This is a genomic window from Streptomyces specialis (assembly GCF_001493375.1).
GTDB lineage: Bacteria > Actinomycetota > Actinomycetes > Streptomycetales > Streptomycetaceae > Streptomyces > Streptomyces specialis.
Map to the genome: position 1 here is coordinate 80,220 of NZ_LN929897.1, position 17,823 is coordinate 98,042.

The following is a 17,823-nucleotide window of genomic DNA, read 5'->3' on the forward strand; positions in this document are numbered from 1 at the left end:
GGACCCCGCCGTATTCTGGCGGGGTGCAGGAGATCCCCAACGCGCCGCTCGCCCCGCTGACCACCCTCCGCCTCGGCGGGCCGGCCGCGCGGCTGGTCGTCGCCGAGACCGACGACGAGGTCGTGGAGGCCGTCCGCGCGGCCGACGCCGCCGGAGCGCCGCTGCTGATCATCGGCGGCGGCAGCAACCTCGTCGTCGCCGACGAGGGCTTCGACGGCACCGCCCTGCGCGTCGCCACCACCGGTTTCCGCCTGGACGGCACCCATCTGGAGCTGGCCGCCGGGGAGGTCTGGTCCGACGCCGTCACCCGCACCGTCGAGGCCGGGCTCGCCGGCGTCGAGTGCCTGGCCGGCATCCCCGGCTCGGCCGGCGCCACCCCCATCCAGAACGTCGGCGCCTACGGCCAGGAGGTCTCCACCGTCCTGACCGAGGTCGTCGCCTACGACCGCGCCGCCCGCGCCGTCGTCACCCTGCCCAACGCCGCGTGCGGATTCGCCTACCGGCACAGCCGCTTCAAGGCCGACCCCGGCCGGTTCGCCGTGCTCCGCGTCCGCTTCGCGCTCCAGGACGCCGGCGGGCTCTCCGCGCCCATCCGGTACGCGGAGACCGCCCGCCTGCTCGGCGTCGAGCCCGGCGACCGCGTGCCCGCCGCCGACGCCCGCGACGCGGTCCTCAAGCTGCGCACCGGCAAGGGCATGGTCCTCGACCCCGAGGACCACGACACCTGGTCGGCCGGCTCCTTCTTCACCAACCCCGTCCTGGACGACGCCGAGTTCGCCGCCTTCCGCGCCCGCGTCGCCGAACGCCTCGGCCTCGACGCCGCCCCGCCCGCCTACCCGGCCGGCGAGGGCCGCACCAAGACCTCGGCGGCCTGGCTGATCGACCGGGCCGGCTTCACCAAGGGCTACGGCACCGGCCCCGCCCGCATCTCCGGCAAGCACACCCTCGCGCTCACCAACCGCGGCGGCGCCACCACCGCCGACCTGCTCGCCCTGGCCCGCGAGGTCAGGGACGGCGTGCGGGCGGCGTTCGGCGTCACCCTGGTCAACGAGCCGGTGATGGTGGGCGCCGCCCTGTAGGAGAGCCGGAGGCCGTCACAGCGCCAGCCACTCGTCGATCTCCAGCAGGATCTTGGCCCGCACGTCCTCCGGCGCCGCCGAGGCCCGCACCGACTGCCGCGCCAGCTCCGCCAGTTCCGCGTCCGTGAACCCGTGGTGCTCCCGCGCGATCCCGTACTGCGCCGCCAGCCGCGAGCCGAACAGCAGCGGGTCGTCCGCGCCCAGCGCCATCGGCTCACCCGCCCGCCACAGCGTCCGCAGCGGCACGTCGGCCAGCGTCTCGTACACGCCGAGCGCCACGTTCGACGCCGGGCACACCTCGCACGTCACCCGCGCCCGCGCCAGCCGCTCCAGCAGCCGCGGATCCTCCGCCGCCCGCACCCCGTGCCCGATCCGGGCCGCCCGCAGGTCGTCCAGGCAGTCCCGCACGCTCGCCGGGCCCGACAACTCCCCGCCGTGCGGCGCCGCCAGCAGCCCGCCGTCCCGGGCGATGGCGAACGCCCGGTCGAAGTCCCGCGCGAACCCGTGGCGTTCGTCGTTGGACAGGCCGAACCCGACGATGCCCCGGTCCCGGTAACGGACCGCGAGCCGGGCCAGGGTCCTGGCCTCCAGCGGATGCTTGACACGGTTCGCCGCGACCAGCACCCGCATGCCGAGGCCGGTCTCGCGCGAGGTCGTCTCCACCGCGTCCAGGATGATCTCCAGCGCGGGACTCAGCCCGCCCAGCCGGGGCGCGTACGAGGTGGGGTCCACCTGGATCTCCAGCCACCGCGCCCCGTCGCGCAGATCCTCCTCCGCCGCCTCGCGCACCAGCCGCTGGATGTCCTCGGGACCGCGCAGGCAGGAGCGCGCGATGTCGTACAGCCGCTGGAAACGGAACCACCCGCGCTCGTCCGTGGCCCGCAGCCGGGGCGGCCGGCCGCTTCTGAGGGCCTCCGGCAGGTGCACGCCGTACTTGTCGGCCAGCTCTATCAGGGTGCCGGGGCGCATCGAGCCGGTGAAGTGCAGGTGAAGGTGGGCTTTCGGCAAGGTGCGGACGTCACGAACACGATCCATCCCAAGATCTTGCCGTATCCGCGCGGAAGGCCGGTAGTCACGTGCCCCGGACGTGCGCCCGACCGAACTGGCGGGCGGGCGCACGCCCGGGGACACGGATCAGTCCGCGGCCTCGGCCAGCAGCTTCTGGAGCCGGGAGACGCCCTCGACCAGGTCGTCGTCGCCCAGCGCGTAGGACAGCCGCAGATAGCCGGGGGTGCCGAACGCCTCGCCCGGCACGACCGCCACCTCGGCCTCCTCCAGCAGCACCCCGGCCAGCTCCAGGCTGCTCGCCGGACGCCTGCCGCGGATCTCCTTGCCCAGCAGCGCCTTCACCGACGGGTACGCGTAGAACGCGCCCTCCGGCTCGGGGCAGGTGACGCCCTCGATCTCGTTCAGCATCCGCACGATGGTGCGGCGCCGGCGGTCGAACGCCTCGCGCATCCGCTCCACCGCGGTCAGGTCGCCGGCGACGGCGGTGAGGGCCGCGGCCTGGGCGACGTTGCTGACGTTGGACGTCGCGTGCGACTGGAGGTTCGTCGCCGCCTTGACGATGTCCTTCGGGCCGACCACCCAGCCCACCCGCCAGCCGGTCATCGCGTACGTCTTGGCGACGCCGTTGACGACGACGCAGCGGTCGGCCAGCTCCGGCACGACCACCGGCAGCGAGGTGAAGCGGGCGTCGCCGTAGACCAGGTGCTCGTAGATCTCGTCCGTCATCACCCACAGCCCGTGCTCCGCGGCCCAGCGGCCGATCTCCTCGGTCTGCTCACGCGAGTAGACCGCGCCGGTCGGGTTGGACGGCGAGACGAAGAGCAGCACCTTCGTCCGCTCGGTGCGGGCCGCCTCCAACTGCTCGACGGAGACCCGGTAGCCGGTCGTCTCGTCGGCGGTCACCTCGACCGGCACGCCGCCGGCCAGCCGGATCGACTCCGGGTAGGTGGTCCAGTACGGCGCGGGCACGATGACCTCGTCGCCCGGGTCGAGCATCGCGGCGAACGCCTCGTAGATCGCCTGCTTGCCGCCGTTGGTCACCAGGATCTGCGCGGCGTCCACCTGGTAGCCGGAGTCGCGCAGCGTCTTGGCGGCGATGGCCTCCTTCAGCTCGGGGAGGCCGCCGGGCGGGGTGTAGCGGTGGTACTTGGGGTTGCGGCAGGCCGCCACCGCCGCCTCGACGATGTAGTCGGGCGTCGGGAAGTCCGGCTCACCGGCGCCGAAACCGATCACCGGGCGCCCGGCGGCCTTGAGTGCCTTGGCCTTGGCGTCGACGGCCAGCGTCGCCGACTCGGAGATAGCGCCGATCCGCGCCGAGACCCGGCGCGCTGCGGGAGAGGAGGAAGCGAGGGTCATGGGAGGCATCGTTCCAGACGACCCCGGGCGGTGACACCCGGGTTGCCGAGGTGCGACGGGAACGCCCCACCGGGCACGCCAGTAGCCGTTCGACGGCGGGCGCTTCACCACGTACACTCCTCAGCGGTGGCGCTCGATGCGGTAGGTTGTCGGGACCACACGGCAAAGGGTCGTAGCTCAATTGGTAGAGCACTGGTCTCCAAAACCAGCGGTTGGGGGTTCAAGTCCCTCCGGCCCTGCTACACGAAGTGAACAGCCGTCCGGGTGGCCGGGCGGCTTTTGACCATGACCGGGATCAGGTGAGGACGAGTGGCTGGGATCACGGACTCCGTGGAGACGCCAGAGCCCCGGGAGCCCCGGGGCGAGGGCAAAACCGGCCGACGCGGCAAGCGCGCCAAGAAGGGGCCGCTGGCCAGGCTCGTGCTGTTCTACCGGCAGGTCATCGCCGAGCTGCGCAAGGTCGTCTGGCCTTCCCGGCGCCAGTTGTCGACCTACGCTTCGGCGGTGATCTTCTTCGTCATCGTCGTCATCTGCCTGCTGACCGTGCTTGACTGGGGATTCAGCCGAGCCGTCGAGTATGTCTTCGGCTGATGTATTTGCCCTCGTCCGAAAGTCAGGAAGAAGCAGTCACCGTGTCTGACCCGATCCCGAACGACGCCGCGCCCGACGCCGAGAGCGAGGACACCGAGCGCGACGACATCGTCGAAGAGGTGCCGGCCGCGGACGAAGAGGCGCCGGCCGCGGAGGAGCCCGTGGCCGAGGAGCCCGTCGACCCTGTCGCCCAGCTCCGCGAGGAGCTGCGCGTCCTGCCGGGTGAGTGGTACGTCGTGCACACGTACGCGGGATACGAGAACCGCGTGAAGACGAACCTGGAGCAGCGGGCCGTCTCGCTCAACGTCGAGGACTACATCTTCCAGGTCGAGGTGCCGCAGGAAGAGGTCGTCCAGATCAAGAACGGCGACCGCCGGACGATCAAGCAGAACAAGCTTCCCAGCTACGTGCTGGTGCGGATGGACCTGACCAACGAGTCCTGGGGCGTGGTGCGGAACACCCCGGGCGTCACGGGCTTCGTCGGCAACGCCTACGACCCGTACCCGCTGACGCTGGACGAGATCGTCAAGATGCTCGCGCCCGAAGCCGAGCAGAAGGCCGCGGCGGAGGCCGCCGCCGAGGGCGGCGCGGCCGGGGGCCGCAAGGTCGAGGTCCAGGTGCTGGACTTCGAAGTCGGCGACTCGGTCACCGTCACCGACGGCCCGTTCGCCACGCTCCAGGCGACGATCAACGAGATCAACCCGGACTCGAAGAAGGTCAAGGGCCTGGTCGAGATCTTCGGCCGGGAGACCCCGGTCGAGCTGAGCTTCGACCAGATCCAGAAGAACTGAGGCCCGCGCTCCTCGAAAGGAGCGCTCCGGGGCCGGGCGGGCGTTGGTGCCGCCCGGCCCTCGATTTTGGCCGTACGACCGTACCCGTTACCGTGGGGCGGTATGCCTGCGCGCGGATGATCGCCGCGCGCCTTCTCATCAAGGACCCGGAGAGAGCGAATGGCTCCAAGGAAGAAAGTCACTGGGCTGATCAAGCTCCAGATCCAGGCCGGCGCGGCCAACCCCGCGCCGCCCGTCGGTCCGGCGCTGGGCCAGCACGGCGTGAACATCATGGAGTTCTGCAAGGCCTACAACGCGGCGACCGAGTCGCAGCGCGGCTGGGTCATCCCGGTGGAGATCACGGTCTACGAGGACCGCTCCTTCACCTTCATCACCAAGACCCCGCCGGCCGCGAAGATGATCCTCAAGGCCGCGGGCGTGGAGAAGGGCTCCGGCGAGCCCCACAAGACCAAGGTCGCCAAGATCACGCGCGCCCAGGTCCGGGAGATCGCCACCACCAAGCTCCCCGACCTCAACGCCAACGACCTGGACGCCGCCGAGAAGATCATCGCCGGCACCGCCCGTTCCATGGGTGTCACCGTCGAGGGCTGATCCGCCCGCCGTGGCAGGGCCCGCGCTGGCCCGGACCACGACTCCCCTCACTACCAGCAGGAGCAGCAGTGAAGCGCAGCAAGAACCTCCGCGGCGCGGACGCCAAGGTCGACCGCACCCGCGTCTACGCCCCCCTCGAGGCCGTCCGTCTCGCCAAGGACACCAACACGGCCAAGTTCGACGCGACCGTCGAGGTCGCCATGCGCCTGGGTGTCGACCCGCGCAAGGCCGACCAGATGGTCCGCGGCACCGTCAACCTTCCGCACGGCACCGGCAAGACCGCCCGGGTCCTGGTCTTCGCGACCGGTGAGCGTGCCGCGGCGGCGGAGGCCGCGGGGGCCGACATCGTCGGCTCCGACGAACTGATCGACGAGGTCGCCGGCGGCCGTCTGGACTTCGACGCCGTCGTCGCGACCCCGGACCTCATGGGCAAGGTCGGCCGCCTCGGCCGCGTCCTCGGCCCGCGCGGTCTGATGCCGAACCCGAAGACCGGCACCGTCACCCCCGACGTGGCCAAGGCCGTCACCGAGATCAAGGGCGGCAAGATCGAGTTCCGCGTGGACAAGCACGCGAACCTCCACTTCATCATCGGCAAGGTGTCCTTCGACGAGCGCCTCCTCGTGGAGAACTACGCGGCGGCCCTGGACGAGATCCTCCGCCTCAAGCCCTCGGCGGCCAAGGGCCGTTACCTGAAGAAGGCGACCATCTCCACCACGATGGGTCCGGGCGTGCCGATCGACACCAACCGCACCCGTGACCTCCTCGCGGAGGAAGCCGCCGTCTGACCTTCCCGGTCGCATGTGGCGTGACGCGCCCGACAGTTGCCCGTCCCCGTTCTGTTACAGAGCGGGGGCGGGCATTTTCGTCGCCGGGGCGCTGGGTTAGCGTGAAACGGAAGGCACGGGTCACAGAGCCAGACGTCCGCACACCACGGAAGGACCGGGGGAACCATGCGTCCCATACGCACAGCCGCGCTCGGAGCCGCCGGTGTCGCCCTGCTGGCGGCCACGGCCGCCTGCAGCGATTCCGGATCCGGCAGCACATCGACGGACAGTTCGGGCCAGGGGGACGGGACCTCCGTCCGGGCCGCCTTCGACGCCGTGGCCGCGGCGGCGGAGACCACGCGGGAGACGACGTCCGCCAGGTTCGAGGCGGTGATGCGCTCCCCGCAGTCGGCCGGCGGCGAGCTGGAGATGTCGGGCGCCATGTCGTGGGACCCCGAACTGGCCATGGACATCACCATGACCGGCGAGGGCCTCGCGGCCGACCCGGCGATCCCCGAGGAGATCGCGGTCGTCTGGGTGGACGACGTGATGTACATGAACATGGGCGCCGGCTTCGGCGGTGACTTCCAGGGCCGCGACTGGCTCGCCCTGGACCTGACGGCCCTCGCCGAGGAGTCCGGCGACGAGGCCGCCGCGGACGCCCTGTCGTTCGGCCTGGACGAGGCCGGCCAGGACCCGGCCCAGCAGCTCGCCCTGCTGCTCCAGTCGCCGGAGATCGAGGTCGTCGGCGAGGAGTCGCTGGACGGCGTCGAGGTCACCCACTACCAGGGCACCATCTCCGTCGAGGACGCGATGGAGCGCAACGGCAGCGCCGACTTCCTCACCGAGGAGGAACGCGAGGAACTCATCGACGTCATGGAGCAGCAGGGCATCGAGAGCTACGACATCGACGTCTGGGTCGACGACAACGACTTCCCGGTCCGCATCCACCAGACCTACGACACCAGCGCGGGACCGGTGGAGTACGAGGTCCGGTACAGCGACTTCGGCACCGACGTGGAGGTGGCCGCGCCGCCGGCCGGTTCCGTGGTCGACTTCGGGGAGCTTCTCCGGGAGCTGGGGGAGGGGACGGGGCTCGGCGCGGATCTGGGCTGATTTGCCTGACGCCCGGCCGTTCCTCTACTCTCGCACGGTAGCCAAAGACCGCAGGTTGTCGCCCCGGGCTCCGCTCGGAGCCCGGGGAGACCGAAGGTTCCGCTGATGATGCGGACGGCCCGCGCAGGTGATCGTGGAAGACTCTGTCCGACCGTGGTGTTGAACGCGGTCGCGTGTCCGCCCTGAGCGCCTGCGCTCGGGGCGTTTCGTTGTTGTACGGCCCCTTCCGTGCGGTCCCCGACTTGGGAAAACAGCACCCGGAAAGACCCGGAAGGAGGGCCGAGGTTATGGCGAGTCCTGACAAGGGCGCGGTCGTCGCGGAGATCAAGGAGAAGTTCGAGAACTCCAACGCGGCCGTCGTCACCGCGTACACCGGGCTCACCGTGGCTCAGCTCAAGAAGCTGCGCCGCTCGCTCGGTGAGAACGCCCAGTACCGCGTGGCGAAGAACACGCTGACCAAGATCGCGGCCAACGAGGCCGGGGTCACCGGGCTCGACGAGTTCTTCAAGGGCTCGACGGCCGTCGCCTTCGTGACCGGAGACCCGGTCGAGACGGCCAAGGGTCTGCGTGACTTCGCCAAGGAGAACCCCGCTCTCGTCATCAAGGGCGGTGTCCTCGACGGCAAGGCGCTGAGCGCCGAAGAGATCACCAAGCTCGCGGACCTCGAGTCCCGCGAGGTGCTCCTCTCCAAGCTGGCCGGTGGCATGAAGGCGTCCATGGCGAAGGCCGCGGCGACCTTCCAGGCCCCGCTCACGGAGTTCGTCCGCACCGCGGACGCGCTGCGGGCCAAGCTCGAGGAGCAGGGCGGTGCCGGCGAGCCGGCTCCTGCCGAGTAGGCGAACACCCGCCCCCAGCCAACGAAATCCGGCACCAGCCGACTGACATGGAAGGACCGCCATCATGGCGCTGACCCACGACGAGCTGCTCGACCACTTCGCGGGCATGACCCTGCTCGAGCTGTCCGAGTTCGTCAAGGCGTTCGAGGAGAAGTTCGACGTCAAGGCCGCCGCCCCGGCCGCCGTCGCCGTCGCCGCCCCCGGTGGTGCCGGTGGCGCCGCCGAGGCCGAGGAGGAGAAGGACGAGTTCGACGTCGTCCTCACCGGCCCGGGCGACAAGAAGATCCAGGTCATCAAGGTCGTGCGTGAGCTCACCTCCCTCGGCCTGAAGGAGGCCAAGGAGCTGGTGGACAACACGCCGAAGCCCGTCCTGGAGAAGGTGAACAAGGAGGCCGCCGAGAAGGCGCGCGAGGCCCTCGCCGCCGCCGGCGCCGGCGTCGAGGTCAAGTGATCTCACGCTGACCGCGTGGCTCCTGCCAGGGGCGATCACCCACTCGGGTGGTCGCCCCTCGGCGTTGTGGCAGCGGGCTCCTTGCCCCCGGGGCCGGTGCGGGTAAGGTGAACCACGGTCGCTCCCCGGGTCCCGTCCGAGACGGGTGGTGAGGGAGCAGGGGCCTTGACGAACCGCGGCAGGCGCGCGATTCTCCTCTCGCGCCGCCAGATCGATCCGTGTTCCGAGGCATGGATCCCCGGCGGAGCGGGAAGTGATGCGGCAGACGGGTCAGCACCCGGTGATCGAGGCGATCGGGAGCAGACCTGCCTGGAGGGCACAGCGTGAAGAACACCGAGGGTGGCACCTCGATGGTCGGTACGGGCATTGGACATCAGTGGGTCTTGTGGCTACACTGACCCTTTGCGCTGCCTGGATGCCCCTTGCCCGTCACCAGGGGGGCCGGTACGCGCGCAGAGAGTCCGAGCCCTCGGAAGGACCCCCTCTTGGCCGCCTCGCGCAACGCCTCGACCAACAGTACGTACAACGGCACCAGCACCGCACCACTGCGTGTCTCTTTTGCGAAGATCAAGGAACCGCTGGAGGTTCCGAATCTCCTTGCGCTGCAGACCGAGAGCTTCGACTGGCTCCTCGGTAACGACGCCTGGAAAGCCCGCGTCGAGGCCGCGCTGGACAGTGGACAGGACGTCCCCAGGAAGTCGGGGCTCGAGGAGATCTTCGAGGAGATCTCCCCGATCGAGGACTTCTCCGGGTCGATGTCCCTGACGTTCCGCGATCACCGCTTCGAGCCCCCCAAGAACTCGATCGACGAGTGCAAGGAGCGCGACTTCACCTACGCGGCGCCGCTCTTCGTCACCGCCGAGTTCACCAACAACGAGACCGGTGAGATCAAGTCCCAGACGGTCTTCATGGGCGACTTCCCGCTGATGACCAACAAGGGCACCTTCGTCATCAACGGTACCGAGCGCGTCGTCGTGTCGCAGCTCGTCCGGTCGCCGGGCGTGTACTTCGACAGCAGCATCGACAAGACGTCCGACAAGGACCTCTTCTCCGCCAAGATCATCCCGTCCCGGGGTGCCTGGCTGGAGATGGAGATCGACAAGCGCGACATGGTCGGCGTCCGCATCGACCGCAAGCGCAAGCAGTCCGTCACCGTGCTGCTGAAGGCCCTGGGCTGGACCTCCGACCAGATCCTGGAGGAGTTCGGCGACTACGAGTCGATGCGCGCCACCCTGGAGAAGGACCACACTCAGGGGCAGGACGACGCTCTGCTCGACATCTACCGCAAGCTGCGCCCGGGCGAGCCGCCGACCCGCGAGGCCGCGCAGACCCTGCTGGAGAACCTGTACTTCAACCCGAAGCGGTACGACCTGGCCAAGGTCGGCCGGTACAAGATCAACAAGAAGCTCGGCGGGGACGAGCCGCTGGACGCCGGCGTGCTCACCGTCGAGGACATCGTCGCCACGATCAAGTACCTGGTCCGCCTGCACGCAGGCGAGACCGAGACCGCGCTGCCGGACGGCCGGACGCTGGTCGTCGAGACCGACGACATCGACCACTTCGGCAACCGCCGCCTGCGCAACGTCGGCGAGCTGATCCAGAACCAGGTCCGCACCGGTCTGGCCCGTATGGAGCGCGTCGTCCGCGAGCGCATGACCACGCAGGATGTCGAGGCGATCACCCCGCAGACGCTGATCAACATCCGGCCGGTCGTCGCCTCCATCAAGGAGTTCTTCGGCACCAGCCAGCTCTCCCAGTTCATGGACCAGACGAACCCGCTGTCCGGGCTCACCCACAAGCGCCGCCTGTCGGCGCTGGGCCCCGGCGGTCTGAGCCGTGAGCGGGCGGGTCTGGAAGTCCGTGACGTGCACCCCTCGCACTACGGCCGCATGTGCCCGATCGAGACGCCGGAAGGGCCGAACATCGGCCTGATCGGCTCGCTCGCCGCCTTCGGCCGGGTGAACGCGTTCGGCTTCGTCGAGACCCCGTACCGCAAGGTCACCGACGGTGTGGTCACCGACGAGGTGCACTACCTGACCGCGGACGAGGAGGACCGGTACGTCATCGCCCAGGCGAACGCCAAGCTGACCGACGACTACCACTTCGCCGAGTCCCGCGTCCTGGTGCGCCGCCGCGGCGGCGAGATCGACTACGTCACCGGCACCGAGGTCCACTACATGGACGTCTCGCCGCGCCAGATGGTGTCGGTCGCGACCGCCATGATCCCGTTCCTGGAGCACGACGACGCCAACCGCGCGCTCATGGGCTCGAACATGATGCGCCAGGCCGTGCCGCTGATCCAGGCCGAGTCGCCGCTGGTCGGCACCGGCATGGAGTACCGCTCCGCCGTCGACGCGGGCGACGTGATCAAGGCCGAGCAGGACGGCGTCATCACCGACGTCTCCGCGGACTACGTCACCATCCAGAACGACGACGGCACGCACGTCACGCACCGCCTCGCCAAGTTCCACCGCTCCAACCAGGGCACCTCCTACAACCAGAAGGTCATGGTCGAGGAGGGCGAGCGCGTGGTGGCCGGGCAGGTCATCGCCGACGGCCCCTCCACCCAGCGCGGCGAGATGGCCCTGGGCAAGAACCTGCTGGTCGCGTTCATGCCGTGGGAGGGCTACAACTACGAGGACGCGATCATCCTCTCCCAGCGTCTGGTGCAGGACGACGTCCTCTCCTCGATCCACATCGAGGAGCACGAGGTCGACGCCCGCGACACCAAGCTGGGCCCCGAGGAGATCACCCGGGACATCCCGAACGTCTCGGAGGAGGTCCTGGCCGACCTGGACGACCGCGGCATCATCCGCATCGGCGCCGAGGTCGAGGCCGGCGACATCCTGGTCGGCAAGGTCACCCCGAAGGGCGAGACCGAGCTGACCCCGGAGGAGCGCCTGCTGCGCGCGATCTTCGGCGAGAAGGCCCGTGAGGTCCGCGACACCTCGCTGAAGGTGCCGCACGGCGAGACCGGCAAGGTCATCGGCGTGCGCGTCTTCGACCGCGAGGAGGGCGACGAGCTGCCCCCGGGCGTGAACCAGCTCGTCCGCGTCTACGTGGCCCAGAAGCGCAAGATCACCGACGGTGACAAGCTGGCCGGCCGCCACGGCAACAAGGGCGTGATCTCCAAGATCCTGCCCGTGGAGGACATGCCGTTCATGGAGGACGGCACCCCGGTCGACATCATCCTCAACCCGCTGGGCGTCCCGTCCCGGATGAACCCGGGCCAGGTCCTGGAGATCCACCTCGGCTGGCTCGCCTCCCAGGGCTGGAAGGTCGAGGGCGCGGACGCGGACTGGAAGGAGCGGCTGCGGGCCATCGGCGCCGACGAGGTCGCGCCCGGCACCAACGTCGCCACCCCGGTCTTCGACGGCGCCCGCGAGGACGAGATGGCCGGCCTGTTCGAGTCCACCATCCCCAACCGGGACGGCGACCGGCTGGTGCTGCCCTCCGGGAAGGCCCGGCTGTTCGACGGCCGGTCCGGCGAGCCGTTCCCGGACCCGATCTCGGTCGGGTACATGTACATCCTGAAGCTGCACCACCTGGTCGACGACAAGCTGCACGCCCGTTCGACCGGTCCGTACTCCATGATCACCCAGCAACCGCTGGGTGGTAAGGCCCAGTTCGGCGGCCAGCGCTTCGGTGAGATGGAGGTGTGGGCGCTGGAGGCGTACGGCGCCGCCTACGCCCTCCAGGAGCTGCTGACCATCAAGTCCGACGACGTGACCGGCCGCGTGAAGGTCTACGAGGCCATCGTCAAGGGCGAGAACATCCCTGAGCCCGGCATTCCGGAGTCCTTCAAGGTGCTCATCAAGGAAATGCAGTCGCTCTGCCTCAACGTGGAGGTGCTGTCCTCGGACGGCATGTCCATCGAGATGCGCGACACCGACGAGGACGTCTTCCGCGCCGCGGAAGAGCTCGGCATCGACCTGTCCCGGCGCGAGCCGAGCAGCGTCGAAGAGGTCTGACGGGTCGGGCCGGGGGAGAGAGCCCGTTCTCCCTCCCCGGCCTCCCCACCCGGACCCCGACAGACCATTGACTGACACGACCCTGAGAGGGATTGACGAGAGTGCTCGACGTCAACTTCTTCGACGAACTGCGGATCGGCCTGGCCACCGCTGACGACATCCGTCAGTGGTCACACGGCGAGGTCAAGAAGCCGGAGACCATCAACTACCGCACCCTCAAGCCCGAGAAGGACGGACTCTTCTGCGAGAAGATCTTCGGTCCGACCCGGGACTGGGAGTGCTACTGCGGCAAGTACAAGCGCGTCCGTTTCAAGGGCATCATCTGTGAGCGCTGCGGCGTCGAGGTGACCCGTGCCAAGGTGCGCCGCGAGCGGATGGGTCACATCGAGCTGGCCGCTCCCGTGACCCACATCTGGTACTTCAAGGGCGTTCCGTCCCGGCTGGGCTACCTGCTGGACCTGGCCCCCAAGGACCTCGAAAAGGTCATCTACTTCGCCGCGTACATGATCACGTACGTGGACGAGGAGCGCCGCACGCGCGACCTGCCGTCGCTGGAGGCCCACATCTCCGTCGAGCGCCAGCAGATCGAGCAGCGCCGCGACGCGGACCTGGAGGCCAGGGCCAAGAAGCAGGAGTCCGACCTGGCCGAGCTGGAGGCCGAGGGCGCCAAGGCCGACGTGCGCCGCAAGGTGCGCGAGGGTGCCGAGCGCGAGATGAAGCAGCTCCGCGACCGGGCCCAGCGCGAGCTGGACCGCCTGGACGAGGTGTGGAACCGCTTCAAGAACCTCAAGGTGCAGGACCTGGAGGGCGACGAGCTGCTCTACCGCGAGCTGCGCGACCGCTTCGGGACCTACTTCGACGGGTCGATGGGCGCCGCCGCGCTCCAGAAGCGGCTGGAGACCTTCGACCTCGACGAGGAGGCCGAGCGCCTCCGCGAGATCATCCGCACCGGCAAGGGCCAGAAGAAGACCCGCGCCCTGAAGCGGCTCAAGGTCGTCTCCGCGTTCCTCCAGACGTCCAACAGCCCCAAGGGCATGGTCCTGGACTGCGTCCCGGTCATCCCGCCGGACCTGCGCCCGATGGTGCAGCTCGACGGTGGCCGCTTCGCGACCTCCGACCTGAACGACCTGTACCGCCGCGTCATCAACCGGAACAACCGCCTGAAGCGGCTTCTCGACCTCGGCGCGCCCGAGATCATCGTGAACAACGAGAAGCGCATGCTCCAGGAGGCCGTGGACGCGCTGTTCGACAACGGCCGCCGCGGCCGTCCGGTCACCGGTCCTGGCAACCGGCCGCTGAAGTCCCTGTCCGACATGCTCAAGGGCAAGCAGGGCCGCTTCCGGCAGAACCTGCTCGGCAAGCGCGTGGACTACTCCGCGCGTTCGGTGATCGTCGTCGGCCCGCAGCTCAAGCTGCACCAGTGCGGTCTGCCGAAGGCGATGGCCCTGGAGCTGTTCAAGCCGTTCGTGATGAAGCGCCTGGTCGATCTCAACCACGCGCAGAACATCAAGTCGGCCAAGCGCATGGTCGAGCGCCAGCGGACCGTGGTGTACGACGTCCTCGAAGAGGTCATCGCCGAGCACCCGGTCCTGCTGAACCGCGCCCCGACCCTGCACCGGCTCGGCATCCAGGCGTTCGAGCCGCAGCTCGTCGAGGGCAAGGCCATCCAGATCCACCCGCTGGTGTGCACCGCCTTCAACGCGGACTTCGACGGCGACCAGATGGCCGTGCACCTGCCGCTGTCGGCGGAGGCGCAGGCCGAGGCCCGCATCCTGATGCTGTCCTCGAACAACATCCTGAAGCCGGCCGACGGCCGTCCCGTCACCATGCCGACGCAGGACATGGTGCTGGGCCTGTTCTTCCTCACCACCGACGAGGAGGAGCGCGAGGTCAAGGGCGAGGGCCGGTCCTTCGCGTCCACCGCCGAGGCGATCATGGCGTTCGACGCCGGGGGCCTGTCGCTCCAGGCGAAGGTCGACATCCGCTTCCCGGTCGGCTCGGTCCCGCCGCGCGGCTGGACCCCGCCGGAGCCCGCCGAGGGCGAGGGCGAGTGGCAGCCGGGTGACAGCTTCCGCCTGCGCACCACGCTGGGCCGGGCGCTGTTCAACGAGCTGCTGCCCGAGGACTACCCCTTCGTGGACCAGTCCGTGGGCAAGAAGCAGCTCTCCGGCATCGTCAACGACCTGGCCGAGCGGTACCCCAAGGTCGTCGTCGCCGCCGCCCTGGACAACCTGAAGGCCGCCGGTTACTTCTGGGCCACCCGGTCCGGTGTCACCGTCGCCGTCTCCGACATCGTCGTGCCCGAGGCCAAGAAGAACATCCTGGCCAACTACGAGGCGCAGGACGAGAAGGTCCAGAAGCAGTACGAGCGCGGCCTGATCACCAAGGACGAGCGGACCCAGGAACTGATCGCGATCTGGACGAAGGCGACCAACGAGGTCGCCGAGGCCATGAGCGACAACTTCCCGAAGACCAACCCGATCTTCATGATGGTCGACTCGGGCGCCCGCGGAAACATGATGCAGATGCGTCAGATCGCGGGTATGCGCGGCCTGGTGTCCAACGCGAAGAACGAGACCATCCCGCGGCCGATCAAGGCGTCGTTCCGCGAGGGCCTCTCCGTGCTGGAGTACTTCATCTCCACGCACGGCGCCCGCAAGGGCCTCGCCGACACCGCCCTGCGGACCGCCGACTCCGGGTACCTCACCCGGCGTCTGGTGGACGTCTCCCAGGACGTCATCATCCGCGAGGAGGACTGCGGCACCGAGCGCGGCCTGAAGCTGGCGATCGCGGCCAAGGGCGCCGACGGCGTGCTCCGCAAGGCGGACGACGTCGAGTCCAGCGTCTACGCCCGCTGCCTGGCCGAGGACATCGTGGTCGACGGCAAGGTGCTGGCCCCGGCCGGCACCGACCTCGGCGACGTGCTGATCGACGAACTCGTCAGCCACGGCGTCGAGACCGTCAAGACCCGGTCCGTCCTCACCTGCGAGTCCGCCGTCGGCACCTGCGCCATGTGCTACGGGCGTTCGCTGGCGACCGGCAAGCTGGTCGACATCGGTGAGGCGGTCGGCATCATCGCCGCCCAGTCCATCGGTGAGCCCGGCACGCAGCTCACCATGCGCACGTTCCACACCGGCGGTGTCGCCGGTGACGACATCACGCAGGGTCTGCCGCGTGTGGTCGAGCTCTTCGAGGCCCGTCAGCCCAAGGGTGTCGCGCCGATCTCCGAGTCGGCCGGCCGGGTGCGGATCGAGGAGACCGAGAAGACCAAGAAGGTCATCGTCACGCCGGACGACGGTTCGGACGAGACCTCCTACCCGGTCTCCAAGCGCGCCAGGCTGCTGGTCAGCGAGGGCGAGCACGTCACCGTCGGCCAGCCGCTGACGGTCGGCGCGGCCAACCCGCACGACGTGCTGCGGATCCTCGGCCAGCGGGCTGTGCAGATCTACCTGGTGGGCGAGGTCCAGAAGGTCTACAACTCCCAGGGTGTGGCGATCCACGACAAGCACATCGAGATCATCGTCCGGCAGATGCTGCGCCGGGTGACGATCATCGAGTCCGGCGACGCGGAGCTGCTGCCGGGCGAGCTGGTCGAGCGCTCGAAGTTCGAGTCGGAGAACCGCCGGGTCGTGGCGGAAGGCGGCCACCCGGCCTCCGGCCGTCCGCAGCTCATGGGCATCACCAAGGCGTCGCTGGCCACCGAGTCGTGGCTGTCGGCGGCCTCCTTTCAGGAGACGACCCGGGTGCTCACCGACGCGGCGATCAACGCCAAGTCGGACTCCCTGATCGGCCTCAAGGAGAACGTGATCATCGGTAAGCTCATCCCGGCCGGCACGGGCCTGTCCCGTTACCGGAACATCCGGGTCGAGCCCACCGAGGAGGCGAAGGCCGCGATGTACTCGGCTGTCGGCTACGACGACATCGACTACTCGCCCTTCGGCGGCGGCTCCGGGCAGGCGGTCCCGCTGGAGGACTACGACTACGGCCCCTACCAGGGCTGAGTCCGGTACCGGAACAGCGCGATGGGCGGCTTCCCCGAGCGGGGAAGCCGCCCATCGGCGTGTCAGCGCACGGTCTCGCCCAGCTCCGCCGGGGCCTGGCCGGAGGCCAGGTAGGCCGCCATCTCGTCGTCGAGCATCGCCTGCCACAGCGGCCGGGCCGCCTCGTGGTCCAGCAGGACGACCGACTGGCCGGCGATGGTGTCGGTGCCCGTCACCGGGGCGTTCATGAAGTGCACGTCCGAGGCGCGGATGTCGCGCAGCCCCCAGAGCAGGCCGCGCAGGTCGCTGTTGCTGAGCTGGTCGTCCACGCTCACCACATCGCCGACCGTGTTGAGCAGTCCGTTCAGCCGGCCCGGGTCGGTGAGCGTGTCGGCGCTCAGGGTCTGGGTCATCAGGGCGCGCAGGAAGTTCTGCTGGCGCCGGGTGCGGTCGAAGTCGCCGCCGGGCAGCGACTCCCGCTCGCGCACGTAGGTCAGCGCGTCCTCGCCGTTCATCCGCTGCCCGTCCACGGTGACGCCGCCCACCGCGTCCGTCAGCGCCCGGAACCCCGACCAGTCCACGACGGCAACGTGATCGACGCGGATGCCGGTGAGGTTCTGCACGGTCTGGACCATCAGCGGCGGGCCGCCCCATGAGTAGGCCGCGTTGAGCTTGGCCTCGCCGTGGCCGGGGATGTCCACCCAGGTGTCCCGGGGGAGCGACACCACCGAGGCGGTCCGGCGGTCACCGGAGAGCTGGAGCAGCATCATCGTGTCGCTGCGCGCCGCGCCCGCCTCCCAGACCGGGCCCTCCTCGGGTGTCTCGTCGGCGTCGAGGCCGACCAGCAGGTAGACCTCGGCGTCCCCCGCCGCGGCCGGCGGCTGCTCCTCCTCGGGGAGGTCGGGCAGCGCGTCCGGGATGCGGTCGATGGAGTCGAGCGCCTGGTCGGTGCGCCAGTAGGCGTACCCGGCCCCGGCCAGCAGGAGCACGGCTATCGCGGCGAGCGAGGCGAGCAGGACGCGCGGCCAGCGGCGTCTTCGCCGGGGCGGCGGCCCGCCGGGCGCCGCCCCGGGGCCCTCCCTCCGGGCTGGGTCTTCCCCGGCCACGTTCTTCCCTGCCGGGCTTTCCCCGGCCGAGTCCCCGGTGTTCCCCCCGGCCGCGGACCCGTGGTCCGCGGCGTCCGGCGGCAGCGCGGTCGTCATACTCTCGTCCCCTCCAGTGTTCATACGGTCATTGTGCTGTTCTCAGGCGCTTGTTTTGACCGCAGCCCGTGGGGTAGGTACGCTCTG

13 protein-coding genes and 1 tRNA gene are annotated in these 17,823 nt (G+C 69.7%); 11 read left to right on the forward strand and 3 right to left on the reverse strand.

Annotation, left to right across the window (positions count from 1 at the left end):
• Positions 1 to 23 precede the first annotated feature (23 nt).
• Positions 24 to 1,079, forward strand: coding sequence for a UDP-N-acetylmuramate dehydrogenase (locus tag BN2279_RS22965; RefSeq protein WP_059012830.1), 1,056 nt, complete (start codon positions 24 to 26; stop codon positions 1,077 to 1,079).
• A gap of 15 nt (positions 1,080 to 1,094) precedes the next feature.
• Here the strand turns inward: BN2279_RS22965 and BN2279_RS22970 are convergent, their stop codons facing one another.
• Both BN2279_RS22970 and BN2279_RS22975 read right to left on the reverse strand, forming a co-directional pair.
• Entirely contained in the window at positions 1,095 to 2,114 is a 1,020-nt protein-coding gene (locus BN2279_RS22970) for an adenosine deaminase (RefSeq protein WP_059012831.1), read from the reverse strand.
• Positions 2,115 to 2,213: 99 nt separating this feature from the next.
• Entirely contained in the window at positions 2,214 to 3,443 is a 1,230-nt protein-coding gene (locus BN2279_RS22975; protein WP_059012834.1) for a pyridoxal phosphate-dependent aminotransferase, read from the reverse strand.
• Positions 3,444 to 3,609: 166 nt separating this feature from the next.
• Between BN2279_RS22975 and BN2279_RS22980 the strand changes: the two genes are divergently transcribed.
• The 10 genes from BN2279_RS22980 to BN2279_RS23025 all read left to right on the forward strand — a co-directional run bounded on the left by BN2279_RS22980 (position 3,610) and on the right by BN2279_RS23025 (position 16,555).
• Positions 3,610 to 3,682 (forward strand) — tRNA-Trp (locus BN2279_RS22980).
• A gap of 79 nt (positions 3,683 to 3,761) precedes the next feature.
• Complete coding sequence (gene secE / locus BN2279_RS22985; protein WP_059013614.1) at positions 3,762 to 4,034, forward strand: preprotein translocase subunit SecE; 273 nt, start codon at positions 3,762 to 3,764, stop codon at positions 4,032 to 4,034.
• Positions 4,034 to 4,825, forward strand: coding sequence for a transcription termination/antitermination protein NusG (gene nusG / locus BN2279_RS22990; RefSeq protein ID WP_059012836.1), 792 nt, complete (start codon positions 4,034 to 4,036; stop codon positions 4,823 to 4,825). Before secE ends, nusG begins: the two co-directional genes overlap by 1 nt.
• 159 nt (positions 4,826 to 4,984) lie before the next feature.
• Positions 4,985 to 5,416, forward strand: coding sequence for a 50S ribosomal protein L11 (rplK, locus tag BN2279_RS22995; protein WP_059012838.1), 432 nt, complete (start codon positions 4,985 to 4,987; stop codon positions 5,414 to 5,416).
• Between the two features lie 68 nt (positions 5,417 to 5,484).
• Positions 5,485 to 6,201, forward strand: a complete 717-nt coding sequence (rplA, locus tag BN2279_RS23000) for a 50S ribosomal protein L1 (protein ID WP_059012840.1) — start codon at positions 5,485 to 5,487, stop codon at positions 6,199 to 6,201.
• 165 nt (positions 6,202 to 6,366) lie between these two features.
• Positions 6,367 to 7,296 (forward strand): SCO4651 family lipoprotein, encoded by a 930-nt coding sequence (locus BN2279_RS23005; RefSeq protein WP_059012842.1) that lies wholly within the window; start codon positions 6,367 to 6,369, stop codon positions 7,294 to 7,296.
• Between the two features lie 287 nt (positions 7,297 to 7,583).
• A complete protein-coding gene (gene rplJ / locus BN2279_RS23010) occupies positions 7,584 to 8,132 on the forward strand; it encodes a 50S ribosomal protein L10 (protein WP_059012844.1) in 549 nt (182 codons plus the stop codon).
• A 64-nt stretch (positions 8,133 to 8,196) separates the two neighbouring features.
• Positions 8,197 to 8,583: a 50S ribosomal protein L7/L12 gene (rplL, locus tag BN2279_RS23015; RefSeq protein ID WP_059012846.1), complete on the forward strand. Its 387-nt coding sequence runs from the start codon at positions 8,197 to 8,199 to the stop codon at positions 8,581 to 8,583.
• 485 nt (positions 8,584 to 9,068) lie between these two features.
• Positions 9,069 to 12,554 (forward strand): DNA-directed RNA polymerase subunit beta, encoded by a 3,486-nt coding sequence (rpoB, locus tag BN2279_RS23020; protein WP_059012848.1) that lies wholly within the window; start codon positions 9,069 to 9,071, stop codon positions 12,552 to 12,554.
• A 101-nt stretch (positions 12,555 to 12,655) separates the two neighbouring features.
• Positions 12,656 to 16,555, forward strand: a complete 3,900-nt coding sequence (locus BN2279_RS23025) for a DNA-directed RNA polymerase subunit beta' (RefSeq protein WP_059012850.1) — start codon at positions 12,656 to 12,658, stop codon at positions 16,553 to 16,555.
• A 62-nt stretch (positions 16,556 to 16,617) separates the two neighbouring features.
• Here the strand turns inward: BN2279_RS23025 and BN2279_RS23030 are convergent, their stop codons facing one another.
• Positions 16,618 to 17,760, reverse strand: coding sequence for an LCP family protein (locus BN2279_RS23030; protein ID WP_234348064.1), 1,143 nt, complete (start codon positions 17,758 to 17,760; stop codon positions 16,618 to 16,620).
• Positions 17,761 to 17,823: the final 63 nt, after the last annotated feature.

Excerpts from the sequence above, each read along its gene's own strand:
- BN2279_RS22970 (WP_059012831.1), bottom strand. The coding sequence starts at position 2,114 with ATGGATCGTGTTCGTGACGTCCGCACCTTGCCGAAAGCCCACCTTCAC.
- BN2279_RS22975 (WP_059012834.1), bottom strand. The coding sequence starts at position 3,443 with ATGACCCTCGCTTCCTCCTCTCCCGCAGCGCGCCGGGTCTCGGCGCGG.
- nusG (WP_059012836.1), top strand. The coding sequence starts at position 4,034 with ATGTATTTGCCCTCGTCCGAAAGTCAGGAAGAAGCAGTCACCGTGTCT.
- rplK (WP_059012838.1), top strand. The coding sequence starts at position 4,985 with ATGGCTCCAAGGAAGAAAGTCACTGGGCTGATCAAGCTCCAGATCCAG.
- BN2279_RS23005 (WP_059012842.1), top strand. The coding sequence starts at position 6,367 with ATGCGTCCCATACGCACAGCCGCGCTCGGAGCCGCCGGTGTCGCCCTG.
- rplJ (WP_059012844.1), top strand. The coding sequence starts at position 7,584 with ATGGCGAGTCCTGACAAGGGCGCGGTCGTCGCGGAGATCAAGGAGAAG.
- rplL (WP_059012846.1), top strand. The coding sequence starts at position 8,197 with ATGGCGCTGACCCACGACGAGCTGCTCGACCACTTCGCGGGCATGACC.
- BN2279_RS23030 (WP_234348064.1), bottom strand. The coding sequence starts at position 17,760 with ATGAACACTGGAGGGGACGAGAGTATGACGACCGCGCTGCCGCCGGAC.